The organism is Variovorax sp. TBS-050B (assembly GCF_029893635.1).
GTDB lineage: Bacteria > Pseudomonadota > Gammaproteobacteria > Burkholderiales > Burkholderiaceae_C > Variovorax.
This window is the reverse complement of record NZ_JARXYR010000002.1, coordinates 2,685,851-2,709,960: the sequence shown is the minus strand read 5'-3', so window position 1 is coordinate 2,709,960 and position 24,110 is coordinate 2,685,851. Positions and strand designations below refer to the sequence as shown.

Below are 24,110 nucleotides of genomic sequence, written 5' to 3'. Positions count from 1 at the left end.
GGAGGGTTTCGCAATCGCAGAACCACCGGCGCGCGCGGCGGCATAGATTCGGGGCATGACGACGACACCGATCATCAAGAAGCCGCTGCACACCGAGCTCGGCCGCAGCACGCCCGACCGCATCACGGTGCGCGGGCGCGACCTGCCCTCCGAGATCCTCGGCCACCTGAATCTCGGCGACATGGCCTTTCTCGAACTCACGGGCCGCATTCCCACGCCGCAGGAATCGGTCACCTTCAACGCCATCGTGGTGACGCTGGTCGAGCACGGCATCACGCCAAGCGCCCTGGCCGCGCGCCTGACCTACGCGGGCGCGCCCGAGGCGCTGCAGGCCGCGGTGGCCGCGGGCCTCTGCGGCCTGGGCACGGTGTTCGTGGGCAGCACCGAAGGCGCGGCGAAGATGCTCTACGAGGCGATCCCCTTCGGCCAGCAGCCCGCGCGACCGCTCGCCGAGATGGCGAAGCAGATCGTTGCCGACCACCGCGCGCGCCGGCAGATCGTGCCGGGCCTCGGGCATCCGCTGCACAAGCCGGCCGATCCGCGCACGCCGCGGCTCTTCGAGATCGCGGCGCAGAACGGCCTCTCGACGCACTACGTCGCGCTGATGCAGGCGGTGCAGCAAGAAGCCGAGCGCGTCTCGGGCAAGTCGCTGCCGGTCAATGCCACCGGCGCCATCGGCGCCATTGCCGCCGAGTTCGGCTTTCCGTGGAAGATCATCCGCGGCCTGGGCGTGATGGCGCGCGCGATCGGGCTCGTGGGCCACCTGCTCGAGGAGATCGACGATCCCATGGCCATCGAGATCTGGCAGCGCGTGGAGAAGGAAGCGAGCGAACCGCGCCAGGACGCCGCCGCACGATGAACAACGCCAACGACCAAAGCTTTCCCGAGATCCGCGACGCGGTGCGCGGCCTGTGCGCGCAGTTTCCGGATGCCTACTTCCGCAGGATCGACGAGGCGCGCGGCTATCCGGCCGAGTTCGTCGATGCGCTCACGCGCGCCGGCTGGATGGCCGCGCTGATTCCGCAGGAATACGGCGGCTCGGGCCTCGGGCTCACCGAAGCCTCGGTGATCATGGAAGAGATCAACCGCTGCGGCGGCAACTCGGGCGCCTGCCACGGCCAGATGTACAACATGGGCACGCTGCTGCGCCACGGCAGCGAAGAACAGAAGCGCGCCTACCTGCCGAAGATCGCGAACGGCACGCTGCGGCTGCAGTCCATGGGCGTGACCGAGCCCACCACCGGCACCGACACCACGAAGATCAAGACCACGGCCGTGCGGAAGGGCGACCGCTACGTCGTCAACGGCCAGAAGGTGTGGATCTCGCGCATCCAGCATTCGGACCTGATGATCCTGCTCGCGCGCACCACGCCGCTCGCGGAAGTGAAGAAGAAGTCGGAAGGCATGTCGATCTTCATCGTCGACCTGCGCGAGGCCATCGGCCAGGGGCTCACGGTGCGGCCGATCCTCAACATGGTGAACCACGAGACCAACGAGCTGTTCTTCGAGAACCTCGAGATCCCGGCCGAGAACCTGATCGGCGAGGAAGGCCAGGGCTTCCGCTACATCCTCGACGGGCTCAATGCCGAGCGCACGCTGATCGCGGCCGAATGCATCGGCGACGGCTACTGGTTCATCGACCGCGTGACGGCCTATACCAAGGAGCGCGTGGTGTTCGGCCGGCCGATCGGCCAGAACCAGGGCGTGCAGTTCCCGATCGCCGAGGCCTTCGTCGAGGTGGAGGCCGCGAACCTGATGCGCTACGAGGCCTGCCGGCTGTTCGACGCCCGCGAGCCCTGCGGCGCGCAGGCCAACATGGCGAAGTACCTCGCGGCCAAGGCGAGCTGGGAAGCCGCCAATGCCTGCCTGCAGTTCCATGGCGGCTTCGGCTTCGCCTGCGAATACGACATCGAACGCAAGTTCCGCGAGACGCGGCTCTACCAGGTGGCGCCGATCTCGACCAACCTGATCCTGAGCTACGTGGCCGAGCACATGCTCGGCCTGCCCCGATCTTTTTGACTCGCCCTCAGGCTTCGCGCACTTCGTGTCGCTTCTCCAACCCCCTACCGGGGGCAACACCTGAGGCCCGGCAAAGCCGGTTCCTCGGTGTTCCACGAAAGGATCCTTCATGACTTCCGCCACCATCGACCATCCCAGCCTGGTGCTCGCGGCCTTCGCTGCCGAGTTGAAGCTCGCCGACATTCCCGCACCCGTGCTGCGCCGCACCGAGGACCTGATGCTCGACTGGCTGGGCTCGGTGCTCGCGGCGCGCAGCGCGCGGCCGGTGCAGAGCATCGAACGCTTCGCACTGACGATGGGCCCGGCCGACGGGCCGAGCGAGCTGCTGACCTCGCGCCGCACCACGTCGCCGATGTTCGCGGCGCTGGTCAATGCCGCGGCCTCGCATTTCGTGGAGCAGGACGACGTGCACAACGGCTCGGTGTTCCATCCGGCGGCGGTGGTGATCGCACCCGCGCTCGCGGTGGCGCAGAGCCTCGGCGCGAGCGGCGCGCAGCTGCTCACGGCGGTGGTCGCGGGCTACGAGGTGGGCATCCGCGCGGGCGAGTTCCTCGGGCGTTCGCACTACAAGGTCTTCCACACCACCGCGACCGCGGGCACCCTCGCGGCCGCCGCCGCGGTGGGCCGGCTGCTCGGGCTGTCGCCGCAGCAGATGCTGCATGCCTTCGGCTCGGCGGGCACGCAGTCGGCGGGGCTGTGGGAGTTCCTGCGCGATGCGGCCGACTCCAAGCAACTGCACTGCGCCCATGCGGCCGCGAGCGGACTGATGTCGGCCTACCTCGCGCAGGACGGCTTCACCGGCGCCGCGAAGATCCTCGAAGGCGCGCAGGGGCTCGCGGCCGGCATGTCGAGCGATGCCGATCCGGCCCGGCTCACCGACCGCCTCGGCACGCGCTGGGCGCTGGCCGAGACCTCGTTCAAGTACCACGCCTCGTGCCGCCACACGCATCCCGCGGCCGATGCGCTGCTGCAGGTGATGACGCAGCACCGCCTCGCGCCCGCCGACGTGGCGCGCGTGACGGCGCACGTGCACCAGGGCGCGATCGACGTGCTCGGCCGCGTGACGGTGCCGGCCACGGTGCACCAGGGCAAGTTCTCGATGGGCACGGTGCTGGGGCTGATCGCGGTGCACGGCCGCGCGGGCCTGGGCGAATTCGACCGCGATTTCCTCGCGGCCGAGGTGGCGGCGTTCCGCGACAAGGTGGCGATGGAACTCGATGCCGAGGTCGACGCGGCCTACCCCGCGCGCTGGATCGGCAAGGTCAGCGTGCACACCGCCGACGGCCGCCTGCTGCACGGGCGCGTGGACGAGCCCAAGGGCGATCCGGGCAACAGCCTGAGCCGCGCCGAGATCGAAGACAAGATGCAGCGGCTTGCGCGCTATGGCGACGGGGTTTCGGCCGAGGAAGCGAAGGCGCTGTGCGGGCGCATCTGGGCGCTCGAGGAGACTGCGCGTGTGGGGCGATGGCTGGGGTGAATGCGGGAGCGGGCAGCCGGACGCAGAGGACGCGAAGGTTTCGCGAAGGACGCGAAAGGAAGACCTAAAAATTTGATTGGCTGTTTTTTTGCGCTCTTCGCGGGATCTTCGCGTCCTCTGCGTCCGGAAGCCCGTCTTCGACAGCCTTCGATCACCCGAACAGCCTCCCCTTCCCCAGCGCGCGCGCATCGAGCCCTGCGGTGCGCACCAGGTCCCAGAAGCCTGCGGGCGAGCTCGACACCACCGGCACGCCGAGTTGCGCCTCGACCTCGCGCACCGCATCGAGCGTGACCAGGCCGCCGCAGGAGATCAGGATGCCGTCGGCGCCGGGCTGGGCGTCGAACACGCGCAGGCAGAGATCGACCAATACCTGCGTGGGCACGCGGCCCACCGCCTGCACGTCGGAGATCGCGAGGCCCTCGAGCGCGAGCGGCTCGAAACCGCTGTCCTCGAGGTAGCGGCGCAGCTGCGCGTTGACCTCGTCGATGTAGGCCGTGGCCACCGCCACGCGCCGCACGCCGAGGTGGCGCAGCGCGCCGACGATGGCGTTGCTCATCGTGGTGCAGGGCAGGCCCGTGGCGCGCGCCATCTCGGCCTGCAGCTCCGCATTGAAGGCCGCGCCGCGGAAGAAGCTCAGCGAGGTGCCCATGAGCGAGACCGCGCTCACGCCCTGCGCCCGGAGCGCCACGGCCTTCTCGACCACCGAATCGATCACCTCGGTGTAGCCGCGGGTGGAGATCTCGCCCAGGCCGAGCCCCAGCGCGCTGAAGCGGATGCGGTCGCCGTAGAGCAGCGGTCCATCCACCGGCACGGCGCCCGCGGCGGGCGGAACGATCAGGCCCAGGTGCGGGGTTGCGGTGCCCATCTACTTGCCCTCGGCCACGATCTGCTGCTCGGCGATCAGGCGCTGCCAGCGCTTCGTCTCCTCGGCCAGGTCCTTGCCGAGCTGCGCCGGCGTGGCGTAGGCGCGCAGCGTGCCCTGCGCGGTGGCGGCGGTACCGGTCTCGGGCGCGTCGAGCACGGTCTTCACCGCGGCCGAGAGCCTGTCGACGATCTCGTCGGGCGTGCCGGCCGGCGCGAGCACGAAGATGCGCGGCGCCACGTCGAAGCCCGGCAGCGCTTCGGCGAGCGCCGGCACGCCCTCGGCGCCTTCGAGCTTGGCGCTGTTCATGAGCGCCACCGCGCGCAGCTTGCCCGCCTTCGCCTGCGCCATGCCGGCCGTGGCGCTGACCACGCCGATCGGCACCTGGCCGCCGACCACGTCGGGCACGATCTGCGCGGCGCCGCGGTAGGGCACGTGCACCACGCGGCTGCCGCTCATTTGCTTGAGCATCTCGAAGCCCAGGTGGTGCACCGTGCCGACGCCCGAGGTGGCATAGGAATAGCGGCCCGGGTGCGCCTTGAGTTCCTTCACGAATTCGGCCGGCGTCTTCGCGGGGAAGTCGTTGCCCGTGACGATCATCAGCGGCGAGATGAAGGCCCCGGCCACCGGCCTGAAGCTGGTGAGCGGATCGATCGTCATCTTCGGCTGCAGCAGCTTGGCGGCCAGCAGCGCGCTGTCGCCCATCATCAGCGTGTAGCCGTCGGGCGCCGACTTGGCGACGTACTCGGCCGCGATCAGGCCGGTGGCGCCGGTGCGGTTGTCGACCATGACCTGCTGGCCGAGCACCGCCGACAGCCGCGTACCGAGCAGCCGCGCGACCGCATCGACCCCGCCGCCGGCCGAGTAGCCGACGACGAGGCGGATCGGCTTGTCGGGGTACTTCTGGGCCCAGGCCGCGGGCGCGGCGAGCGCGCCCGCAAGGGCCAGGGCCAGGGCCACGGCCGCGCGCAGCGCATGCCGGCGTGCGGGCTGAGGAATATCGTCTTTGGCTTTCATCGTGTCTCCAAGGGTCTCGGTCGGTGGCCGTCTGCGCGGCCTGTTCGGGGAAAGAAGAAGGGTCGGGTCAGGCCTTGCCCTTGCCTTGCGAGGTCGGCAGCTTCGCGAGCTCGCGCACGCGATCGGCATTGGGCGAGAAGCCCAGGCCCGACGCCTCGGGCAGCGTGAGCCAGCCCTGGTCCGGCACCGGCAGGCCGTCGAAGACCTGCTTGAGCATCTGCACCGCGACGTAGTGGTACTCGACCAGCCCGCCGTTCGACACGCCCGCATGCAGGTGCATGTTGTGGAAGGGCCAGGCGCCGCCGTTGTCGATCTGCACGTTGAAGGCCGCCGCCATGCCTGCGATCTTGAGGCACTGCGAATAGCCGCCCGAGATCGTCACGTTGGGCTGCAGCACGTCGGCCGCCTGCTGCACCAGCAGGTCGCGGAAGCGGAAGGCCAGGCCCTCGTTCTGGCCGCAGGCGAGCGGAATGCGGGTGCGCGTGCGCAGCTGCGCCATCTGCCGCACGTCGTTCTGCGTCAGCGGCTCCTCGAAGAAGCTGATGCCGTAGGGCTCGATGCGCTGCGCGAGTTCGCTCGCATGGAACAGGTCGAGGCCGCAGTTGGCATCGACATAGAGCTTCACGTCGGGACCCACGGCCTCGCGCACGGCCGCGACGCGGCGCATGTCCTCGGCGATCACCTCGTCGAGCGGGCGCGGCTCGTCGCGGCGCGCGAGCGCATGGTTGCCCACGGTCATCTTCAGGCGCTGGAAGCCCTGCGACACCCAGAGCTTCGCGGCCGCGGCGAGCTGGTCGCGCTCGAAGAAGCCGAAGCCGAACGTGGCATACACCGGCACCTTGGCGCGCGCGCCGCCGAAGAGCCGCCAGAGCGGCTGGCCGAGCGCCTTGCCCTTCAGGTCCCACAGGGCGATGTCGAGCGCGGCGATGGTATGGCTCGCATAGCCGGTCTGGCCGCGCGGCGAGAGCAGCCAGTAGAGCTTCTCCCAGAGGCGCTCGGTGGCCATCGGGTCTTCGCCGACGAGCGCGGGGCCTGCCACCTCGCGCACGGCGGCGGCGACGATCTCCTCCTCGGTGATGGCGGTCATGCCATGGCCCACGAGGCCGGTGTCGGTCTCGATCTCGACCAGGCACATCGAGAGCGAGGTCTGCTTGTTCAGCCCGACCACGTCGATGGTGACGGGAATGTTCAGCGGCGTGGCGCTGACGCGAACGATCTTCAAGAGTGTCTCCTTCGGGGGTGCAGCCGCATCTTTGCGCGGGCGCGGCGGGAGAACAATTCGTTTTTGGCGAGCCTGAGGCTTCGCCGGGCGCGAAGCCTCGCCCGGCCGGCGGGTCAGTCCGGCCGGCGCAGGTGGTCGAGCACCGAACGCGCCGCCACCGTGAGCGCCTGCTGCTTGCGCACGCACAGCAGATGCTGGCGCGCCGCCCAGGGCGCATCGAGCTTCAGGCAGCGCAGCTTCAGCCACTGCAGCTGCGGCACGATCGCCGCATAGGGCAGCAGCCCGATGCCCACGCCCTGCTCGACCATGCGGCAGACCATGTCGAAGCTGCCGACCTGCATGCGCACCTTGAGCGGCAGCTGCGCCTCGAGCGCGGCGGCCACCAGCACCCGGTGCAGCGCGGTGCCTTCGCGCACCACGATATGGTCGTGGCGCAGCACCTCCTCCACGCCGATGCGCTTGCGCCGCGCGAGCGGATGGTCGCGCGCGACCACCACCGCCAGCTCGTCGCTGCGGTACGGCAGGCATTCGAGGCCCTCGGCCGGCGTCCGGCCCTCGATCACGCCGATGTCGGCCAGGCCGGCCTGCACCGCCTTCACCACCTCGGTGCTCGCGCGCTCCTGCAGGTCGATCTTGAGCACCGGATGCAGGCGCAGGAACGATCCGATCTGCGCCGGCAGGAACTGCGCGATGGTCGAGGCATTGGCGGTGATGCTGACCACGCCCGCCACGCCGTGCTGGAAGTCGTCGAGCTCGGCGCCGAGCCGGTCCATGGCCGAGAGCACCGCGCGCGCATGCAGCAGCAGGCCGTGGCCGGCCGAGGTCAGCGTGACGCCGCGCGCATGCCGCACCAGCAGCGGCAGCCGCGCGCGCGCTTCGAGGTCGGAGATGCGCTTGCTCGCGGCCGCGAGCGCGATGTGGCAGCGCTTGGCGCCCTCGCTGATGCTGCCGTGGTCGGCCACGGCCACGAAGAGGCGGAGCGACTTCGGATCGGCGGACATCGGCTCAGGGCGTGACGAGGTGGTCGAACAGCTCGCGCGCGGAGGCCGGCAGCTGGTCGCGTCCGCGCGCGATCAGCTTGAGCTCGCGTTCGGCCCAGGCGTCGCTGAGGGGCACGGTCGCGATGCGCATCGCGAGCGAGAGCCGCTGGGCCGAGGACGAAGGCAGCACACCGATGCCGACGCCGGCCTCGATCATCAGGCAGATGGCCTCGAAGCTGCTGACCTGGATGCGCGGGTTGAAGCCGCGGCCCGCGAGTTCGGCGCGGCGCTGCAGGAAGCGGTGGATGGCGCTGCCGTGGTGCAGGCCGACGTGCTGCTCGTCGAGCGTGTCGGCGAAGGCGACCGAGGCCGCGCCCGCCAGCGGATGCGCGACGGGCACCACCAGCACGAGCTGGTTCCGGCCGAAGGCGCGCGCATCGAAATCGCCCGTGTGCACGTCGCCCGCGAGGATGCCGATGTCGGCCTCGCCGTCGGCCACCGCGCGCACGATCTCCTCGCTGAGGTACTCGCGCAGATCGACCTGCACCGCGGGATGCTGCGTGAGGAAGCCCGCGAGCTTCTGCGGCAGGTATTCGGTGATCGAGGTGGTGTTGGCGAACACGCGCACATGGCCCTTGATGCCCTTGCCGAAGTCCTGCATGTCGCAGCGCAGGTGCTCCATCTGCTGCATCACGCGCTTGGCGTGGTAGAGCACCGCCTGCCCGGCCGCCGTGAGGCTCACGCCCTGCGCGCTGCGGTGCAGCAGCTTGCCGCCCACCGCCTCCTCCATCTGCTTGATGCGGGTGGAGGCGGCCGCGAGCGAGATGCAGGCCTTCTCGGCGCCGCGCGTGAGGCTGCGCGCATCGGCCACGTAGACGAAGAGCTTGAGGTCGAACAAGTCGAAATGCAGATTCACCGGACGCGCGCACCAGAAGAAGAAACCGACGGAAGCCGCATTGTCCGGCGAACGGCGCCCTGCGCGCCGGCCCCAGGGTTTGTCCCCGGGCGGCCAGGATTCAGACCGGGTCCCAGCTGAACACGTCGGCCGAGCGTTCGAGCGGATGGAAGCTCGCGCGCATCGCCGGCATGGCGTGCTCGGCGATGCTCTCGGGCGTCCAGCCCTCGGAACGGTGGATCGAGCGCACCGGCCGCGGCTGGCTGATGAGCGAGATCTCGTTGTTGCGCACCGAGAAGATCTGGCCGTTCACCGCCGCCGCGGCATCGCTCGCGAGGTACACCGCGAGCGGCGCGACCTTGGCGGGCGTCATCTGCCTGATCTTGTCGACGCGCGCGCGCTGCGCGTCGGTGTCGGTGGGAATGGCGCCGATCATGCGGCTCCATGCGAAGGGCGCGATGCAGTTGGAGCGCACGTTGAACTTCTGCATGTCGAGCGCGATCGACTTCGACAGCGCCGCGATGCCGAGCTTGGCGGCCGCATAGTTGGCCTGCCCGAAGTTGCCGATGAGGCCGGAGGTGGAAGTCATGTGCACCAGGGCGCCCGATTCCTGCGCCTTGAAGTGGGTGGCGGCCGCGCGGCTCACGAAGTACGCGCCGTACAGGTGCACCTTGATCACCGCGTCCCATTCGTCGACCGACATCTTGTGGAAGAAGCGGTCGCGCAGGATGCCGGCGTTGTTGACCACCGCGTCGATGCGGCCGAAGTGCTGCAGCGCGCAGTCGACGATGCGCGCGGCGCTCGCGGCCTCGGCCACGCTGTCGATGCTGGGCACGGCCTCGCCGCCGGCGGCGCGGATCTCCTCGACCACCTGCTGCGCCGGCCCTGCGCTGCCGCCCGCGCCGTCGAGCGCGGCGCCGATGTCGTTGACCACCATCCGGGCGCCGTGGCGCGCCATGGCGAGCGCGATGTCGCGCCCGATGCCGCCGCCCGCGCCGGTGACGACGACCACTTTTCCTTCGAGCATGTGCCTGTGTCCTTCTCTGCTGCTTCGGGAGCCCGCCGCCGCGGGTCCGCGACGGCGAAGTTCAGGATGCCACAGCGAAGGCGCGCGCGGGTTCGGTGTTTCCGAAGAGGGGCTTCGGCGGGCGCGCGCCGGCCGCCGCTGCCGACGCTACTGCCGCGCGGTGCGCACGTTCGGCGGCAGCGCCTGCGGCCAGCTCGTGCGGAACGGGTTGATGTCGAGCCCGCCGCGCCGCGTGTAGCGCGCGTAGACCGCGAGCTTGTTCGGCTTGCAGCGGTTCCAGATGTCGATGAACATGCGCTCGGCGCAGGGCTCGTGGAACTCGTTGTGGTTGCGAAAGCTCACGATGTAGGCGAGCAGGCCCGCCTGATCGATGGCCGGGCCGCTGTAGCGGATCTGCACGCTGCCCCAGTCGGGCTGGCCGGTGACGAGGCAGTTGCTCTTGAGCAGGCGGCTCGTGAGCGTCTCGTTGACCGGCGGCTGGCTGGCATCGCTCGACAGCAGCTCGGGCGCGGGCTGGTAGTGGGTGCACTCGATGTCGAGGCGATCGAGGTCGAGACCGTCGAGTTCGTGCACCGGCTCGCGGTCGAACATGTCGGGCGCGAGCAGCTTCACGCCGATGCCCGCGGCCTGGTCGCTGCCGCGCCACACGGCTTCGGAGAGGTCCGCGCGCAGGCGCTCGCGCACGGCCTCCAGGCTCGCGAACGGCGTGCTGTTGAAGCTGTTGAGGTACAGCTTGAACGACTTGCTCTCGATGATGTTGGGCGTCTCGCAGGGAATGGTGAAGTGCGCGATGGCGAGCTGCGGCTTGCCGCGCAGGTTGAGCCAGCTGACCTCGAAGGCGGTCCAGAGGTCGGCGCCGAAGAAGGGCAAGGCACCGGCCTGGATGCCCATGGCCTCGCGCTGCGTGGCGCGCGGGATCGGGAAGAGCAGCGTCGGGTCGTAGCGGTCGGCATAGGCCGAGGCGCGGCCCAGCTGCGACTGCTCGGGCGTGTTGGGGTTCGAGGGGATGTTGTCCAGGCTCATGATGTTCCGTGGTGTTCTTCGGCCGCATGCAGGAACGGCGCGATGTGATCGACGAGGATGGCGCACACCTCGGGCGGCAGGTCGTGGCCCATGCCGGGAATGGCGACGAACTTCGCGCCCGGAATGCGCCTGGCAGTGTCGACGCCGCAGGCGATCGGCACCAGCGCGTCGGCTTCGCCGTGCAGCACCAGGGTCGGCGCCGCGATGCGCGGCAGCAGCCCGGGGCGTTCGGCATCGGCGCCGATCGCGAGCATCTGCCGGAAGATGCCGGCCGGCCGGTAGGCGCGGCGCATGCTGAAGGTGAGGCGGCGGGCGAGCCGCTCGTCGCTTTCGGGATACGCGGGGCTCTGGATCAGCCGCAGCAGCCGGATGCTGTGGGCCACGAGTTCGGCCTCGCTGCCGCCGAGCGGACGGCGCAGCAGCATCGCGGCCACCTCGGCCTTTGGCCCGGGCAGGCCGCGCGCGCCGCTCGAGCTCATGATGCTCACGAGGCTCTTCACGCGCCGGGGCGCCTCGGCCGCGACGTGCTGGGCGATCATGCCGCCCATCGAGGCGCCGATGACGTGCGCGCGTTCGATGCCGAGCGCATCGAGCACGCCGAGCGAATCGCGCGCCATGTCGGCCAGCGTGTAGGGCGAGCGCACCGGCAGGCCGAGCTTCTGGCGGATGCTTTCCCAGACGATGTTGCCGGTGTCGGCATGGTCGAAGCCCTCGCTGAGCCCGGCGTCGCGGTTGTCGTGGCGCACCACGCGGAAGCCCGCGCGCACCAGCCCCTGCACGAACTCGTCGGGCCATCCGACCAGCTGCATGCCCAGGCCCATGATGAGCAGCGCGACGGGACGGCCCTCGCCGCCGGTGTCGTCGACCTCGATCTGCAGTCCGTTGGCCTGGCGCTTCATGCCTTTCCGGGTTCCTACTTGAATTCGCGCTCGCGCAGCCACTTGGTCGCGACCCACTTCTCGCCCGCGAGCACCGGCGCGCCGCCGTGCAGCGTGCGGGTGGCGGGATCGGGTTCGTCGTAGCTGAAGAACACCCCGGTGCCGCGCACGGGTGCGACCTCGAGGCCGACGTCGGGGAAGGTGGTGGCGCCGCCCTGCTCGGGCTCCTGCAGGTACATCACCAGCGTGCCGACGCGCTGGCCGCCGCGCTTGAGGATGGTGGGGGTGCCGGGCTCGTCGGGATCGAAATAGTCGTAGTGCGGCCGGTACTGGGCACCGGGCGCATAGCGCAGGATCTGAAGGCCCTCGCCGAATTCGAGCGGCCAGCGCAGCAGCTTCGCGATGCGCGCTTCGAGGCGCGCGACGCATTCGTTCTCGCCGCGCTCGAAGAACATGCCCTCGCTCGTGCGGTCGACGTTGAGCACCTCGCCGCCGGTGCGGGTCTCGACCGTGAGCGAGCGCGCGAGGCGCACGCGCGCGGCGGCGATCAGGGCCTCGCATTCCTCGGGCGAGACGAGGTTGCCGAACACCACCACGCGCGGATGGCGCAGCGTCTGCAGCACCTGCACCCGGCGGTCGCCGGCATCGATGTAGAGCGGCGCGCCTTCGAGGTCGGGGCCGGGCATTTCGGTGCGCTTCGGCGCGCGGGCGGTTTCGACGTGGGGAAAGCCGGCTTCGAGCTGCGCGAGCGCGAGGTCGGTGGCCGCGTCCTGCCAGCCCGCCGCGCGCATGGACGCGCGCAGCGCGGGCACCGAGTGCCCGGCCGCGAGCTGCGACACCAGCCACTCCCTCAGTTCGGGACTGATCGCTTGGGACATATCAAGTCTTTCTCCTGAAAACGAGTCGTTCGGGCGCCGACGCCTCGGCGTCGAAACCATAACCCTCGAGGTCGAATTTTTCCAGCGCCCGCGGCGTGGCGGCCTTGTGCAGCACGGCCCAGCGCGCGAGCAGGCCGCGCGCCCGCTTGGCATGGAAGCTCACGATCTTGTAGCGGTCGGTCTTCCATTCCTCGAACACGCATTCGACCACGCGGGCCTTGAGCGCCTTGCGGTCCACCGCGCGGAAGTACTCCTGCGAGGCGAGGTTGACCACCACCGGCGTGCGGTCGGCCGCGAGCCGTTCGTTCAGATGGTCCGCGATGCGCGAGCCCCAGAAGGCGTAGAGGTCTTTGCCGTGCCGGTTGGCCAGGGCGGTGCCCATCTCGAGCCGGTAGGGCTGCAGCAGGTCGAGCGGGCGCAGCACGCCGTAGAGGCCGCTGAGGATGCAGACATGCGCCTGCGCCCAGTCGAGCTGGGCGGGCGTGAACGAGCGTGCGTCGAGGCCGCCGTAGACGTCGCCGTCGAAGGCGAAGGCGGCCTGGCGCGCGTTCTCGGGCGTGCTCCTGCCGGACCAGGCCTTGTAGCGCGCGACGTTGAGCGCGGAAAGATTGTCCGACAGATGCATGAGCGTCGCGATCTGCTGCGGCGACTTCTCGCGCAGCAGGCGGATCAGCTCGGTCGAGGGACCGCGCGGTGCCTCGAAATGGGGGATGGTGGCGGGGACTTCGGCGGGAACGGGGGTCTCGTAGTCGAGCGACTTCGCGGGGGAAAGCAGGAACAGCATGGCGGAATTATCAGTGGCCGCCGTGACGCGGAGGGCGCCGGTAAAATCCCCGCCAATCCCACCCTGTCACCAGCGGCACCCGAGGGTGCCGTTTTGCATTTGCCATGAGCGAACCCACCATCCCCACCGCCCAGCCCGGCCTCGACAGCCTGTCCAAATCCTTCGAACCCGCCGCCATCGAGGCGCACTGGGGGCCGGAATGGGAAAAGCGCGGCTATGCCAGGGCCGGCTTCCGCGGCACGCAGCAGCCGAAGGACGGCGCCGACTCGTTCGCGATCCAGCTGCCGCCGCCCAACGTGACGGGCACGCTGCACATGGGGCATGCGTTCAACCAGACCATCATGGACAGCCTCACGCGCTACCACCGCATGAAGGGCGACAACACGCTCTGGGTGCCCGGCACCGACCATGCGGGCATCGCCACGCAGATCGTGGTGGAGCGCCAGCTGCAGGAGCAGAAGATCAGCCGCCACGACATGGGCCCGACGCCCGCCGAGGCGCGCAAGAACTTCGTCGCCAAGGTCTGGGAGTGGAAGGAGAAGAGCGGCAACACCATCACCAGCCAGATGCGCCGCATGGGCGACACGGTCGACTGGAGCCGCGAGTACTTCACGATGGACGACGACCTCTCGAAGGTCGTGACGCAGACCTTCGTGGCGCTCTACGAAGAGGGGCTGATCTACCGCGGCAAGCGCCTGGGCAACTGGGACCCGGTGCTCAAGACCTCGGTCAGCGACCTCGAGGTCGAGAGCGAGGAGGAGGACGGCTTCCTCTGGCACATCGCCTATCCCCTCGAAGACGGCAGCGGCACGCTGACCGTGGCCACGACCCGGCCCGAGACCATGCTCGGCGACACCGCCGTGATGGTGCATCCGGAGGACGCGCGCTACAGCCACCTCATCGGCAAGCAGGTGCGGCTGCCGCTCGTGGGCCGGCTGATCCCGATCATTGCCGACGAGTACGTCGACAAGGAGTTCGGCACCGGCGTGGTCAAGGTCACGCCCGCGCACGACTACAACGACTACGCGGTCGGCCAGCGTCACAAGCTCGACGTGATCGGCATCCTCACGCTCGACGCCACCATCAACGACAACGCCCCCGAGAAGTACCGCGGCATGGACCGCTTCGTGGCGCGCAAGGCCGTGGTGGCCGACCTCGAGACGCTCGGGCTGATGGTCGAGATCAAGAAGCACCGGCTGATGGTGCCGCGCTGCGCGCGCTCGGGCGCGGTGGTCGAGCCGATGCTCACCGACCAGTGGTACGTGGCGATGACGCGCCCGGGCGCCGACGGTCAGTCGATCGCGCAGAAGGCGATCGACGTGGTGAAGTCGGGCGAGGTGCGCTTCGTGCCCGAGAACTGGGTCAACACCTACAACCACTGGATGGAGAACATCCAGGACTGGACCATCTCGCGCCAGCTCTGGTGGGGTCATCAGATCCCGGCCTGGTACGACGACGAGGGCAAGGTGTACGTGGCGCACGACGAGGCCGAGGCGCAGGCCAAGGCGCCGGGCAAGCGGCTGCGCCGCGACGAGGACGTGCTCGACACCTGGTACTCGTCGGCGCTGGTGCCCTTCTCCTCGCTCGGCTGGCCCGAGAAGACGCCCGAGCTCGACCTCTACCTGCCCTCGAGCGTGCTGGTCACCGGCTACGACATCATCTTCTTCTGGGTCGCCCGGATGATCATGATGACCAAGCACTTCACGGGCAAGGTGCCGTTCCGCGACGTGTACATCCACGGCCTGGTGCGCGACGCGCAGGGCAAGAAGATGAGCAAGTCCGAAGGCAACGTGCTCGACCCGGTGGACCTGATCGACGGCATCGCGCTGCCCGAGCTGCTCGACAAGCGCACGCAGGGCCTGCGCCGGCCCGAGACCGCGCCCGCGGTGCGCAAGAACACGCAGAAGGAATTTCCCGAGGGCATTCCGGCCTTCGGCGCCGATGCGCTGCGCTTCACCTTCGCCTCGCTGGCCTCGCTCGGCCGCAGCATCAACTTCGACAGCAAGCGCTGCGAGGGCTATCGCAACTTCTGCAACAAGCTCTGGAACGCCACGCGCTTCGTGCTGATGAACTGCGAGGGCCAGGACTGCGGCCTGCGCGAGCACACGAAGGAGGAATGCGCGGTGGGCGGACCGGCGCACGGCTACCTGAAGTTCAGCCGCGCCGACTTCTGGATCGTCTCGCAGCTGCAGCGCGTCGAGGCCGAGGTGGCGAAGGGCTTCGAGGAGTACCGGCTCGACAACGTGGCCAACGCGATCTACCAGTTCGCCTGGGACGAGTTCTGCGACTGGTACCTGGAGATCGCCAAGGTGCAGATCCAGACCGGCGACGACGCGCAGAAGCGCGCCACCCGCCGCACGCTGATCCGCACGCTGGAGGCGCTGCTGCGCCTCGCGCACCCGGTGATCCCGTTCATCACCGAGGAACTCTGGCAGAAGGTGGCGCCGGTGGCCGGCCGCGAAGGCGCGTCGATCATGGTGGCGGCCTATCCGCAGAGCCAGCCCGGCAAGATCGACGAGGCGGCCGAGGCGCACGTGGCAAGGCTCAAGGCGCTGGTGGATGCCTGCCGCACGCTGCGCGGCGAAATGAACGTGTCGCCCGCGACGCGGCTGCCGCTCTATGCGGTGGCCGACGACGCCGAGGGCGCGGCCTTCCTGCGCGAGGCGGCACCGGTGCTGCAGGCGCTCGCCAAGCTCAAGGAAGTGAAGGTCTTCGACGACGAGCCTTCGTGGACCGCGGCGGCCGAGGCCGCGCCGGTGGCGGTGGTCGGCGGCGCGCGCCTGTGCCTGCACATGGAGATCGACAAGGCGGCCGAGAAGCTGCGCATCGGCAAGGAGATCGCGCGCATCGAGGGCGAGATCCAGAAGGTGAACGGCAAGCTCGGCAACGAAGCTTTCGTGGCCAAGGCCCCGCCCGCGGTGATCGAGCAGGAACGCAAACGATTGACTGACTTCAGTGCCACCTTGGCACGTTTGCACGACCAACTTGTGCGCCTCGGCTGACACATCGGGCGCCGGACTAAGGGTTAGCATGGAGTGGGCGGCTACTGCGCCGCCGACGTCCTAGAACCTTCTTCTTCAACCGAACGAACAGGCGCTCGATTTGTCCATGCCCACACCCTCGACACGCATCCGCAAGGCCGTATTTCCCGTAGCGGGCTTCGGCACCCGCTTTCTGCCCGCGACCAAGGCGCAGCCGAAGGAAATGCTGCCGGTCGTCGACAAGCCCCTGATCCAGTACGCGGTCGAGGAAGCCTATGCAGCGGGCATCCGCGACATGATTTTCGTAACCGGCCGAAACAAACGTGCGATCGAAGATCACTACGACACGGCTTACGAACTCGAGAGCCAGCTCGAAGCCAGCGGCAAGACCGCGCTGCTGGAAATCGCACGCTCGGTGATGCCCGACGACATGACCTGCTCCTACGTGCGCCAGCCGCGCATGCTGGGTCTGGGCCATGCGGTGCTGTGCGCCGAACACCTGGTGGGCAACGAGCCCTTCGCCGTGCTGCTGGCGGACGACCTGATGGTCGGCCCCGCGGGTGGCGAACCGGTGCTCGCGCAGATGACCGCCGCCTTCGGCAAGCTCGGCGCCTCGGTGCTCGCGGTGCAGGAAGTGCCGCTCGAACACGTCAAGCGCTACGGCATCGTGGCGGGCGAGTCGATCGGCGACGACCTCGTGAAGGTCGACCGCATGATCGAGAAGCCCCAGCCCGAGGTCGCGCCCTCGCGTCTCGGCGTGGCGGGCCGCTACATCCTCACGCCCGGCGTGTTCGAGGAGATCCGCAACCAGCCCAAGGGCGCGGGCGGCGAGATCCAGCTCACCGACGGCATTGCCGCGCTGATGAAGAAGGAATCGGTCTACGCATACGCCTACAAGGGCACGCGCTACGACTGCGGCAGCAAGGAAGGCTTTCTGCAGGCGAGCGTGGAGCTCGCGCTCGCGCACCCCGAGGTGGGCGCGCAGTTCCGCGAATACCTGCGCAGCCTCGAGCTCTGAACGGCGCCCTGCGCGCCGATGAAAAAAGGCCCGCGAGGGCCTTTTCTTTTTCCGCCGCTCAGCGCCGCTTCAACACGTGGATGAAGTCCGTGCCTTCGGTCCGCTGATCGACGAGCTCGTTGCCGGTCTGCCGTGCGAAGGCCTGGAAGTCGCGCAGCGAGCCCGGGTCGGTCGACACCACGCGCAGCAGCTGCCCGCTCGCCATGTCGTTGAGCGACTTCTTCGCCTTGAGGATGGGCAGCGGGCAGTTCAGGCCCCGCGTGTCGAGTTCGCGATCAATCTGCATGCTTGGGTTCCTCGGACGGCAGCACCAGCCCGCGCCGCCGCTCTTCGTTCTCGGCCTCGGTGAAGAACACCGGCTCATGGCCGCGCGTGCGCAGCCAGTCGGCCAGCGCATAGCCGGTGCCCGCGGGCCAGCACTTGAGCGCCGGCAGGTCGTAAAGGCGGTAGTCCACGAGCTCCGGCGAGAGCTTCACCTCGCCGTCGGCCACCGCGTGGTAGGCGATGATGACCTGGTTCATGCGCTGGAAGTCGTACACGCCCACGAGCTTCAGCGCGCTCACGTCGAGGCAGGTCTCTTCCTTGACCTCGCGCGAGATGCCCTCCTCGGGCGTTTCGCCGGCCTCCATGAAGCCGGTGATCAGCGCGTACATCTTGGTCGGCCACGCCGCATTGCGCGCCAGCAGCACCTGGCCGCGGTACTCGACGATGGCCGCGAGCACCGGCGTCGGGTTGTTCCAGTGCGTGTGGCCGCATGAAGGGCAGCGCAGCCGCTCCTTCGGGCCGCCGTCTTCCATCAGCGCGATCCATTCGAGCGGCGTGGCGCACGCCTGGCAGAACTTGGGATGAGGCATCGTCGGCGCCGGTCTCAGGCGGGGAACACGCCGGTAGAGAGATAGCGGTCGCCGCGGTCGCACACCACGAAGACGATGGTGGCGTTCTCGACCTGCTTCGCCACCTCGAGCGCCACCCAGAGCGCGCCGGCCGCGGAGATGCCGCCGAAGATGCCTTCCTCGCGCGCGAGGCGGCGGCACATTTCCTCCGCGTCGTTCTGGCTCACGCTGATTTCCTCGTCGACGCGACGCGGGTCGTAGATCTTCGGCAGGTACTCGGCCGGCCACTTGCGGATGCCCGGAATGCGCGAGCCCTCGGCCGGCTGCGCGCCGATGATGCGCACCGCCGGATTCTTTTCCTTGAGGAAGCGCGAAACGCCGGTGATGGTGCCGGTGGTGCCCATCGCGCTCACGAAGTGCGTGATCTTGCCCTTGGTGTCGGCCCAGATCTCGGGCCCGGTGGTCTCGTAGTGGATGCGCGGGTTGTCGGGGTTGGCGAACTGGTCGAGCACCCGGCCCTTGCCCTGCGCGACCATCTGCTCGGCCAGGTCGCGCGCGTATTCCATGCCGCCGCTCTTGGGCGTGAGCACCAGCTCGGCGCCGAAGGCCTTCATCGTCTGCGCGCGTTCGACCGAAAGGTCCTCCGGCATGATCAGCACCATGCGGTAGCCCTTGATCGCCGCAGCCATCGCCAGCGCGATGCCGGTGTTGCCCGAGGTGGCCTCGATCAGCGTGTCGCCCGGCTTGATCTCTCCGCGCTCCTCGGCCCGCTTGATCATCGAGAGCGCCGGACGGTCCTTGACCGAACCTGCGGGGTTGTTGCCTTCGAGCTTCGCGAGGATCACGTTGCCGCGCTTCGCGTTCTCGGCGGCCTCGATGCGCTGCAGTGCCACCAGCGGCGTCTTGCCGATGGCGTCTTCGATCGTCGGATAATTCATGCCAGCCACTGTGCCATAATTTTGGGCTTCCTTCCGGACGTGCCCGGGTGGTGAAATTGGTAGACGCAGGGGACTCAAAATCCCCCACCGAAAGGTGTGCCGGTTCGATTCCGGCCCCGGGCACCATGCGCTGTCGTCGTATTCAGCGATAGTGATGCCAACATCGCCGCAGACGTTCCGCATCGTTTCCGCAGGCCGTTCCGCATTTCGCCGCAGCCCAGAGCAGCCATTCAATTGCCTTCCTGACTTAGGCGGTATCTGAGTACTGGCACGACGCGGATCGTTTTCGCAGCACCGTGACTGCGACTGAGCACTTACCAAACAGCGAAGAGCCCCCGGTGTCGCCCCTGCCGGACAAGGTGATCTGCTACAAGTACCGGGCTCGCAACTCCTTCAACGACCGGACCGAGCACTACGGCGTCAGTGACACCGTGAGCAGCTCAAAACCGGCGGACTGGAACAAGCTCTGCGTCGGCAAGTCCGGGACCGACTACACGCATGTCCGAGCGGTGATGTAGGCTCGGGCGCGAAACGAATCAAAATAACATGCCGGCACGCTGATCGGAACGGCCGACCAGCATGACCACTGCGGACTCGGAGGCGAATCGCCAAGTCCGAGAAAACAAACGAATTTCGGCCATGACGGCTTTGAGGAGAGAGGGATGAGGGCAATTCAAATTCTCGTGGCCGTTGCCACGGCGTCGTCTGCGATGGCTGCTGCGGCTGGCCCATTCGGGCTCAACCAAGGCGATACCGCCGAAGCGATCGGCAAACTGGCGCCTCTTAAGCAAGGCACGCAGCCGGGCCTCTATATTGCCGGGTCGCTGCCCCAAGGGCACCAAGACCTCGACTCCTATTGGCTCGTCATCGCGCCCGGTGAAGGCCTATGCAAAATCAACGCCTGGACGCCGAACAAGAAGACGAGCGTCTACGGTGATGAGGTCCAAGCAGACTTCAAGCGCTGGCAAGAGGCCTTGACCAGCAAGTACGGAGCGCCGAAGAAGTTCGACTTTCTGCGAGTGGGGAGTATCTGGAGCGAGCCCCGCGACTGGACGATGGGCTTGGCACGAAAGGAGAGGACGTTGGCAGCGTTCTGGGAGATCCCCGCCTCGGAAGGAGGAGACGTGGGGTCGATCAAAGTACAAGCTGTCGCCGTGAACTCCGGAAATTTCACGATCGGCCTGACCTACGAGCTACGAAACATCGACGCATGCCTCCAGTCGCTGTCGTCGAAGAAGAACGCGAATCTGTGACGGCCGGCGATCCTGGGCCACGCGTGTTCGAGCGGTGATGTGAGACTTGACGCCAACGACCTCGACGCCGCCCTCGCGCGGCGGGCCGCGGTCTCGCAATCGATGCTGTCTCGGACGGAAAGAGGCCTCGTATCGCCCTCGATCGACACGCCGTCAGGATCGCCGCAGCACTTGACTCGCGTCGGGCTTTGGCGCGACGCCGAGCCGGTGCCGCCTTGGGAGTGGCGGAAGCAGCGGCGCGGAGGCCGATGAGTAGCCGCGAGATCAGCGCTTGAAGCATGCGGTTGACGGAACTCGAATGTTTGCCGATAGTTGCCGTCAGTAACAATTAGGGGACAGCATGCTCGGACAAGCAAATGAACGAGGCAACAAACCGCATTGGCGTGTTCGCGCGGCAGACCGGTTAACAGTCAAATCGAAAGAGCACATCGCGCGAGGTCGCCTGAGTAGCGCCGCCAACGCTCTACATCTCGCGGCATTCCTACACCCCACCTCGCAGCGCTGGCTGCACCTCGCAGAGATGTACTGCGACCAGGGTCTGGCCGTGAAGGGGGACATTCCAATCACGATGGCGTTGTCCACCCCCGACGGGAAGGTCTCGATTGAGGTTCTAATCTGTAAGGGGGTCGTGGAATGCGCAAAGGGCCAGTTGCACTGGGCCGAGGAGTGGCTGCGCCTTGCCGATTTCTGTCAATCGAACAACCCATGGGTTGCGTATGCCCTCGGCAGCGTTCTGTTGGCTCAGGGGAAAGTTGAAGAGGCGGATGCACTCTTTAAGCGTGACGTGCCGGTTGCGACAGGCATGGGCCAACCAACTTACACACGCGTCCTCCTCAGTGATTGCGCGGGTGGAGTTGCACCAGTTCGGAAGATCTCCGCCCTCCCCGAGATCGTTGGCCCGGAGCACGGACCTACTTTCTTCGCTGCAGCGGACAGCGTGTACTTCTGCAGGTACGCGCGTGAAGTCGTGGGCTCCGTTGCTCGATCCACGGAGCGACGCGGAGCGCTGCATCTTCACGTCATCAATCCAGACGAAGCCGCCTCAGCCTTAGCGGAAGAGCTTCGCCGCAAGCCGGGTGTGACGATCTCAACAGAGCATGTCGATCTGGAATGCTTGCAGATTATCGAACGGAAAACCTACTACTCGTGCGCCCGCTATCTTCTCCTCCCGGAGCTTTTAGATCGGGCTGCGGGACCTGTTGTAGTGGTCGATATGGATCAGTTGGTCATGCGCGACCCCGCACCGCTCCTGGCTTTAGCCAGGCAAGGCGATGTTGCTGTCCTCCGCTTTCCGGGTTCTGAATTTAATGCGCTATCGACGATCAGCGCCACTCTGTTGGTAGTCGCTCCGACTGAAGGAGGCCGAGCGTTCGCCGGAAGACTACAAGAGCACATCACACGCGCGATTCCCGCGCGCATGCTTTGGCATCTGGATCAGGCGGCGCTGGCGAAAGCCTTTTTCTCCATGCCGCAACTCAGGCGGGTAGCCATCCCAACAAGCATGTTGCACCTGACGGGTGGCACTCCGGCAAAGGACGCCTTGTTCTGGTCGGTCACCAACTCCATCGAGTCCAACTTGGGGAAGTTGGAGATGGACAGTTACCGTAGGTTTGGCCAGGAGCCTCCATCAGACTTGGTCAGCCCGTCGTAGGAGCGCTCGCAGGCGACGCTGGCAATGCGGAGCCGGTCAGCGTATTCCGCCAACTCTCCCGCTCGTTTGTCAGCCCTGCCGAGCACGTCAACGAGCAGCCCAACGGGGTCGCCACTAGGCTGGCCCGAGCTTGGGGCGGGAGCGCAGGCACGCGCGCGGGCTCGACCGGCGGCACCGGCGGCCGCTGCGCGCAGGCTGTTAGCAGCGCCAGCAGCGCTGGCGCAGATCATCTTCGAGGGAAGCGATTCGGGTTTGAGCATCAGTGGCCTCCTGGGCTATTGCGGCGGAGCGGCGCTGTTCTTCGGTGCGCTGCGCGCGATCGGCAAGCAGTCTGGCATCCGTATCCGCGGCGCGTCGCGGCATCGACGATCCACCCCAGCGAGAAGGATAGGAGCCGACCGCATCGCCGTTAACCCGATCCGTCACGACGGCGAGCAGATCAGTGGTGATGTAGCCTCGCACAGCTAGCCGGCCCGATCGCACCTCTTGCCCGCCCTCGGAGTACAGATCGCGGCTTGTTCCGAGCGCGCGTAGGCTTGCCTCACGAAGAGGCGCGGCGCTCAAGGGACTCAGCCCCTTCTCCGTCTTGTACGTCTCGTCAGAAGCGTGCAGCTTGCGCAACTGCCGCGCCCAGGCTCGCATCTGGGCGCACTGGCGAGTGTCGATGTAAACCACGCCACTCGCCTCCTCGAGCGCGCAGTCGTCCTCCCAGGCGACCGGCGTCACTGCGCCCGGGTAGAGGGGATCGATGGGCCTGAGTAAACGAAGGAACAACGGGTAGCGTCGAGAGCGAGACGGAGGCATTCGCGCGTTCTAGCGCGAAACACCGGAAAGCTTGAACACGGGATTTTCGCTCGTGATGTGTCAACAAGTGATCAACCAAGCGCTACTTGCAGCCACATCAATGGGTCTGTCAGTCGGTAGTACCGGGAGAGGGCGGCGCCGAGACAAAGGTTGGCAGTACACCGGTGCCTATGCAACAGATGTCGACGACCTGAGCCATAGAGGAACGAAGTTGCTGCATGTCGGTCACCTGATGGGGCACTTCTTGGTCCGCATCTCTCTCGCAGCGACCAAGCAAAAATATGTCAGGGCTACGAGCGTATGGGGACTGGTTCATCTGAGCAACGTGATGGCGCTTATGTGCGCTCAACCTTGCAACGACATCAGCCGTTCTTGCCGGCTGTCGATGACCAATTCAAGGTGGGATGGCCGGACGCTTACCGAGCTACTGTGCAGCGAACTGCTTCAGGCAAGCCTCCGACGCGTTGATCTCTTTGTCGAACGGCAGGGCTTCTGAGTACTTCGAGCGGCGAAGCTCATAGGTCCCGTCATCTCTGATGTCAGCCACGATGTACTGAAAGGCTTGGGCAATTACGTCGATGCGATACCCGTTCGCTCGTTTGGTCTGGCGCACATGCGTGGCCATCGCCATGCTCTGGGCGCCCAGGAAGCCATCGAACACGCAGTCTACGAACAAAGGCTGTTCAGACGCTCGATAGCGCCCGTCCTGAACCCTTTTGAATGACTCAGCATTTGTTGCTGTTGTGGGCGCGGTTCCGCACCCTGCTAGCGCAGCACACAAGGCTGCGCTGATCATCAACCTAAGCATCTCCAATCCCTCCGGTGTTGTGTTCGGGATCGTAGCGCGCTTTGGTCGCCCCGCCCTCGTGTTGGTGGCAACATCACCGGTGTGATTGATTCGAACATAACAATCGACGACTCATCGCCTGAGCGACGCACAGCGCTCCAAGAAGCGGCTTCGGTGCTTTCCAGTCTTTCAGGCTTCTGGGATGAAGTGCTCGGGAACGGCTCGTCCAATCAGGCCGAGAAGAAAGAAGACACCTAGAGGGTTGTATCCCGGGTCGCCGGCCGCCCGGGCCGCTCTGGGCGTTTACGCATCCTGGTTTCTAGCGCTTTCATAGCGGCTGTCGATTGTCGAATATCAAACCGTGTGACGCGGAATTGACCGCTCTCCATTGGAAAGGCGAATCCAATACGCGAACTGCGCGCCACAGCATCATCCACGTCTGTGTAGCTATTGAAAAAGTAGCGATTCTTTCCGTCAATGGGCTTGCACGATACGGTGACCAGGGCCGCGCCACTGTCAGAGTTCAAGAGCACCGGGTACTCGGAGCCAGCTTCACAGCCCACGTCCGCCGTCATCATCCACACGCACGATTGCGAGTTGACATAGCAATACTTCCCAAACATACCGCCGCTGTCATTGATCGTGCCGACAAAGCTGCCGGCGCCATCGTTCATGTCCGAGACGTACCAAGGCCCGATCGCTGTCTGGGCATGGGCGACACTAGCGAAAAGCGTCGCCGCCACAAGTACTGACTTCATCACACCCCTCCTCCAAGCGCGAACG

25 protein-coding genes and 1 tRNA gene are annotated in these 24,110 nt (G+C 67.2%); 9 read left to right on the top strand and 17 right to left on the bottom strand.

Annotated elements, in window-relative coordinates:
* Positions 1 to 55 precede the first annotated feature (55 nt).
* The 3 genes from M2165_RS15585 to M2165_RS15575 all read left to right on the top strand — a co-directional run bounded on the left by M2165_RS15585 (position 56) and on the right by M2165_RS15575 (position 3,496).
* Complete coding sequence (locus tag M2165_RS15585; protein ID WP_280815512.1) at positions 56 to 859, top strand: citryl-CoA lyase; 804 nt, start codon at positions 56 to 58, stop codon at positions 857 to 859.
* Positions 856 to 2,019 carry an acyl-CoA dehydrogenase family protein gene (locus M2165_RS15580; protein ID WP_280815511.1) on the top strand — a complete coding sequence of 388 codons (1,164 nt, stop codon included), beginning with the start codon at positions 856 to 858 and terminating at the stop codon, positions 2,017 to 2,019. Before M2165_RS15585 ends, M2165_RS15580 begins: the two co-directional genes overlap by 4 nt.
* 109 nt (positions 2,020 to 2,128) lie before the next feature.
* Positions 2,129 to 3,496: an MmgE/PrpD family protein gene (locus M2165_RS15575; RefSeq protein ID WP_280815510.1), complete on the top strand. Its 1,368-nt coding sequence runs from the start codon at positions 2,129 to 2,131 to the stop codon at positions 3,494 to 3,496.
* Between the two features lie 151 nt (positions 3,497 to 3,647).
* Here M2165_RS15575 and M2165_RS15570 read toward each other — a convergent pair whose 3' ends face one another.
* From M2165_RS15570 to yaaA, 10 genes are all read right to left on the bottom strand, one after another.
* Positions 3,648 to 4,361 carry an aspartate/glutamate racemase family protein gene (locus tag M2165_RS15570; protein WP_280815509.1) on the bottom strand — a complete coding sequence of 238 codons (714 nt, stop codon included), beginning with the start codon at positions 4,359 to 4,361 and terminating at the stop codon, positions 3,648 to 3,650.
* Positions 4,362 to 5,375: a tripartite tricarboxylate transporter substrate-binding protein gene (locus tag M2165_RS15565; protein WP_280815508.1), complete on the bottom strand. Its 1,014-nt coding sequence runs from the start codon at positions 5,373 to 5,375 to the stop codon at positions 4,362 to 4,364.
* A gap of 67 nt (positions 5,376 to 5,442) precedes the next feature.
* Positions 5,443 to 6,597, bottom strand: a complete 1,155-nt coding sequence (locus M2165_RS15560) for a mandelate racemase/muconate lactonizing enzyme family protein (RefSeq protein ID WP_280815507.1) — start codon at positions 6,595 to 6,597, stop codon at positions 5,443 to 5,445.
* A 113-nt stretch (positions 6,598 to 6,710) separates the two neighbouring features.
* The gene (locus M2165_RS15555; RefSeq protein ID WP_280815506.1) at positions 6,711 to 7,598 is read right to left on the bottom strand and encodes a LysR family transcriptional regulator; all 888 of its coding nucleotides are present in this window, start codon (positions 7,596 to 7,598) and stop codon (positions 6,711 to 6,713) included.
* A gap of 4 nt (positions 7,599 to 7,602) precedes the next feature.
* Positions 7,603 to 8,493: a LysR substrate-binding domain-containing protein gene (locus tag M2165_RS15550; protein WP_280815505.1), complete on the bottom strand. Its 891-nt coding sequence runs from the start codon at positions 8,491 to 8,493 to the stop codon at positions 7,603 to 7,605.
* 100 nt (positions 8,494 to 8,593) lie between these two features.
* Positions 8,594 to 9,499, bottom strand: a complete 906-nt coding sequence (locus M2165_RS15545; RefSeq protein ID WP_280815504.1) for an SDR family NAD(P)-dependent oxidoreductase — start codon at positions 9,497 to 9,499, stop codon at positions 8,594 to 8,596.
* Between the two features lie 147 nt (positions 9,500 to 9,646).
* On the bottom strand, positions 9,647 to 10,522 hold the full coding sequence (queF, locus tag M2165_RS15540; protein ID WP_280815503.1) for an NADPH-dependent 7-cyano-7-deazaguanine reductase QueF: 876 nt from the start codon (positions 10,520 to 10,522) through the stop codon (positions 9,647 to 9,649).
* Positions 10,519 to 11,421 carry an alpha/beta hydrolase gene (locus M2165_RS15535; protein WP_280815502.1) on the bottom strand — a complete coding sequence of 301 codons (903 nt, stop codon included), beginning with the start codon at positions 11,419 to 11,421 and terminating at the stop codon, positions 10,519 to 10,521. The genes queF and M2165_RS15535 overlap by 4 nt, the downstream gene beginning before the upstream one ends.
* A gap of 14 nt (positions 11,422 to 11,435) precedes the next feature.
* The gene (locus tag M2165_RS15530; protein WP_280815501.1) at positions 11,436 to 12,278 is read right to left on the bottom strand and encodes a 2OG-Fe(II) oxygenase; all 843 of its coding nucleotides are present in this window, start codon (positions 12,276 to 12,278) and stop codon (positions 11,436 to 11,438) included.
* Between the two features lies 1 nt (position 12,279).
* A complete protein-coding gene (gene yaaA, locus M2165_RS15525; RefSeq protein ID WP_280815500.1) occupies positions 12,280 to 13,062 on the bottom strand; it encodes a peroxide stress protein YaaA in 783 nt (260 codons plus the stop codon).
* A 104-nt stretch (positions 13,063 to 13,166) separates the two neighbouring features.
* Between yaaA and M2165_RS15520 the strand changes: the two genes are divergently transcribed.
* Positions 13,167 to 16,064, top strand: coding sequence for a valine--tRNA ligase (locus tag M2165_RS15520; RefSeq protein WP_280815499.1), 2,898 nt, complete (start codon positions 13,167 to 13,169; stop codon positions 16,062 to 16,064).
* A gap of 106 nt (positions 16,065 to 16,170) precedes the next feature.
* Positions 16,171 to 17,061, top strand: coding sequence for a UTP--glucose-1-phosphate uridylyltransferase GalU (gene galU, locus M2165_RS15515; protein ID WP_280815498.1), 891 nt, complete (start codon positions 16,171 to 16,173; stop codon positions 17,059 to 17,061).
* A 58-nt stretch (positions 17,062 to 17,119) separates the two neighbouring features.
* Here the strand turns inward: galU and M2165_RS15510 are convergent, their stop codons facing one another.
* The 3 genes from M2165_RS15510 to cysM are packed head-to-tail and all read right to left on the bottom strand — an operon-like array spanning position 17,120 to position 18,832.
* The gene (locus M2165_RS15510) at positions 17,120 to 17,347 is read right to left on the bottom strand and encodes a sulfurtransferase TusA family protein (RefSeq protein WP_280815497.1); all 228 of its coding nucleotides are present in this window, start codon (positions 17,345 to 17,347) and stop codon (positions 17,120 to 17,122) included.
* Positions 17,337 to 17,915 (bottom strand): NUDIX hydrolase, encoded by a 579-nt coding sequence (locus tag M2165_RS15505; protein WP_280815496.1) that lies wholly within the window; start codon positions 17,913 to 17,915, stop codon positions 17,337 to 17,339. Before M2165_RS15505 ends, M2165_RS15510 begins: the two co-directional genes overlap by 11 nt.
* A 14-nt stretch (positions 17,916 to 17,929) precedes the next feature.
* Positions 17,930 to 18,832: a cysteine synthase CysM gene (cysM, locus tag M2165_RS15500; protein ID WP_280815495.1), complete on the bottom strand. Its 903-nt coding sequence runs from the start codon at positions 18,830 to 18,832 to the stop codon at positions 17,930 to 17,932.
* A 41-nt stretch (positions 18,833 to 18,873) separates the two neighbouring features.
* Between cysM and M2165_RS15495 the strand changes: the two genes are divergently transcribed.
* From M2165_RS15495 to M2165_RS15480, 4 genes are all read left to right on the top strand, one after another.
* Positions 18,874 to 18,958 (top strand) — tRNA-Leu (locus tag M2165_RS15495).
* A 212-nt stretch (positions 18,959 to 19,170) separates the two neighbouring features.
* A complete protein-coding gene (locus tag M2165_RS15490; RefSeq protein WP_280815494.1) occupies positions 19,171 to 19,350 on the top strand; it encodes a hypothetical protein in 180 nt (59 codons plus the stop codon).
* A gap of 144 nt (positions 19,351 to 19,494) precedes the next feature.
* Positions 19,495 to 20,085, top strand: a complete 591-nt coding sequence (locus tag M2165_RS15485; RefSeq protein WP_280815493.1) for a hypothetical protein — start codon at positions 19,495 to 19,497, stop codon at positions 20,083 to 20,085.
* 340 nt (positions 20,086 to 20,425) lie between these two features.
* Positions 20,426 to 21,736, top strand: a complete 1,311-nt coding sequence (locus M2165_RS15480) for a hypothetical protein (protein WP_280815492.1) — start codon at positions 20,426 to 20,428, stop codon at positions 21,734 to 21,736.
* On the opposite strand, the gene M2165_RS15475 is transcribed toward M2165_RS15480, so the two are convergent.
* The 4 genes from M2165_RS15475 to M2165_RS15460 form a co-directional block, all read right to left on the bottom strand.
* Entirely contained in the window at positions 21,685 to 21,966 is a 282-nt protein-coding gene (locus tag M2165_RS15475) for a DUF2514 family protein (protein WP_280817548.1), read from the bottom strand. The two genes, M2165_RS15480 and M2165_RS15475, sit on opposite strands and share 52 nt — an antisense overlap.
* Entirely contained in the window at positions 21,935 to 22,462 is a 528-nt protein-coding gene (locus M2165_RS15470) for a hypothetical protein (RefSeq protein ID WP_280815491.1), read from the bottom strand. The genes M2165_RS15475 and M2165_RS15470 overlap by 32 nt, the downstream gene beginning before the upstream one ends.
* A gap of 502 nt (positions 22,463 to 22,964) precedes the next feature.
* A complete protein-coding gene (locus M2165_RS15465; protein WP_280815490.1) occupies positions 22,965 to 23,336 on the bottom strand; it encodes a hypothetical protein in 372 nt (123 codons plus the stop codon).
* A 245-nt stretch (positions 23,337 to 23,581) separates the two neighbouring features.
* Positions 23,582 to 24,085, bottom strand: coding sequence for a hypothetical protein (locus tag M2165_RS15460; RefSeq protein ID WP_280815489.1), 504 nt, complete (start codon positions 24,083 to 24,085; stop codon positions 23,582 to 23,584).
* Between the last annotated feature and the right edge of the window lie 25 nt (positions 24,086 to 24,110).

Excerpts from the sequence above, each read along its gene's own strand:
- M2165_RS15535 (WP_280815502.1), bottom strand. The coding sequence starts at position 11,421 with ATGAAGCGCCAGGCCAACGGACTGCAGATCGAGGTCGACGACACCGGC.
- galU (WP_280815498.1), top strand. The coding sequence starts at position 16,171 with ATGCCCACACCCTCGACACGCATCCGCAAGGCCGTATTTCCCGTAGCG.
- M2165_RS15460 (WP_280815489.1), bottom strand. The coding sequence starts at position 24,085 with ATGAAGTCAGTACTTGTGGCGGCGACGCTTTTCGCTAGTGTCGCCCAT.
- M2165_RS15505 (WP_280815496.1), bottom strand. The coding sequence starts at position 17,915 with ATGCCTCATCCCAAGTTCTGCCAGGCGTGCGCCACGCCGCTCGAATGG.
- M2165_RS15570 (WP_280815509.1), bottom strand. The coding sequence starts at position 4,361 with ATGGGCACCGCAACCCCGCACCTGGGCCTGATCGTTCCGCCCGCCGCG.
- M2165_RS15555 (WP_280815506.1), bottom strand. The coding sequence starts at position 7,598 with ATGTCCGCCGATCCGAAGTCGCTCCGCCTCTTCGTGGCCGTGGCCGAC.
- queF (WP_280815503.1), bottom strand. The coding sequence starts at position 10,522 with ATGAGCCTGGACAACATCCCCTCGAACCCCAACACGCCCGAGCAGTCG.
- M2165_RS15480 (WP_280815492.1), top strand. The coding sequence starts at position 20,426 with ATGCTCGGACAAGCAAATGAACGAGGCAACAAACCGCATTGGCGTGTT.
- M2165_RS15580 (WP_280815511.1), top strand. The coding sequence starts at position 856 with ATGAACAACGCCAACGACCAAAGCTTTCCCGAGATCCGCGACGCGGTG.
- M2165_RS15485 (WP_280815493.1), top strand. The coding sequence starts at position 19,495 with ATGAGGGCAATTCAAATTCTCGTGGCCGTTGCCACGGCGTCGTCTGCG.
- M2165_RS15475 (WP_280817548.1), bottom strand. The coding sequence starts at position 21,966 with ATGATCTGCGCCAGCGCTGCTGGCGCTGCTAACAGCCTGCGCGCAGCG.
- yaaA (WP_280815500.1), bottom strand. The coding sequence starts at position 13,062 with ATGCTGTTCCTGCTTTCCCCCGCGAAGTCGCTCGACTACGAGACCCCC.
- M2165_RS15465 (WP_280815490.1), bottom strand. The coding sequence starts at position 23,336 with ATGATCAGCGCAGCCTTGTGTGCTGCGCTAGCAGGGTGCGGAACCGCG.
- M2165_RS15545 (WP_280815504.1), bottom strand. The coding sequence starts at position 9,499 with ATGCTCGAAGGAAAAGTGGTCGTCGTCACCGGCGCGGGCGGCGGCATC.
- M2165_RS15530 (WP_280815501.1), bottom strand. The coding sequence starts at position 12,278 with ATGTCCCAAGCGATCAGTCCCGAACTGAGGGAGTGGCTGGTGTCGCAG.
- M2165_RS15510 (WP_280815497.1), bottom strand. The coding sequence starts at position 17,347 with ATGCAGATTGATCGCGAACTCGACACGCGGGGCCTGAACTGCCCGCTG.
- cysM (WP_280815495.1), bottom strand. The coding sequence starts at position 18,832 with ATGAATTATCCGACGATCGAAGACGCCATCGGCAAGACGCCGCTGGTG.
- M2165_RS15585 (WP_280815512.1), top strand. The coding sequence starts at position 56 with ATGACGACGACACCGATCATCAAGAAGCCGCTGCACACCGAGCTCGGC.
- M2165_RS15520 (WP_280815499.1), top strand. The coding sequence starts at position 13,167 with ATGAGCGAACCCACCATCCCCACCGCCCAGCCCGGCCTCGACAGCCTG.
- M2165_RS15565 (WP_280815508.1), bottom strand. The coding sequence starts at position 5,375 with ATGAAAGCCAAAGACGATATTCCTCAGCCCGCACGCCGGCATGCGCTG.
- M2165_RS15575 (WP_280815510.1), top strand. The coding sequence starts at position 2,129 with ATGACTTCCGCCACCATCGACCATCCCAGCCTGGTGCTCGCGGCCTTC.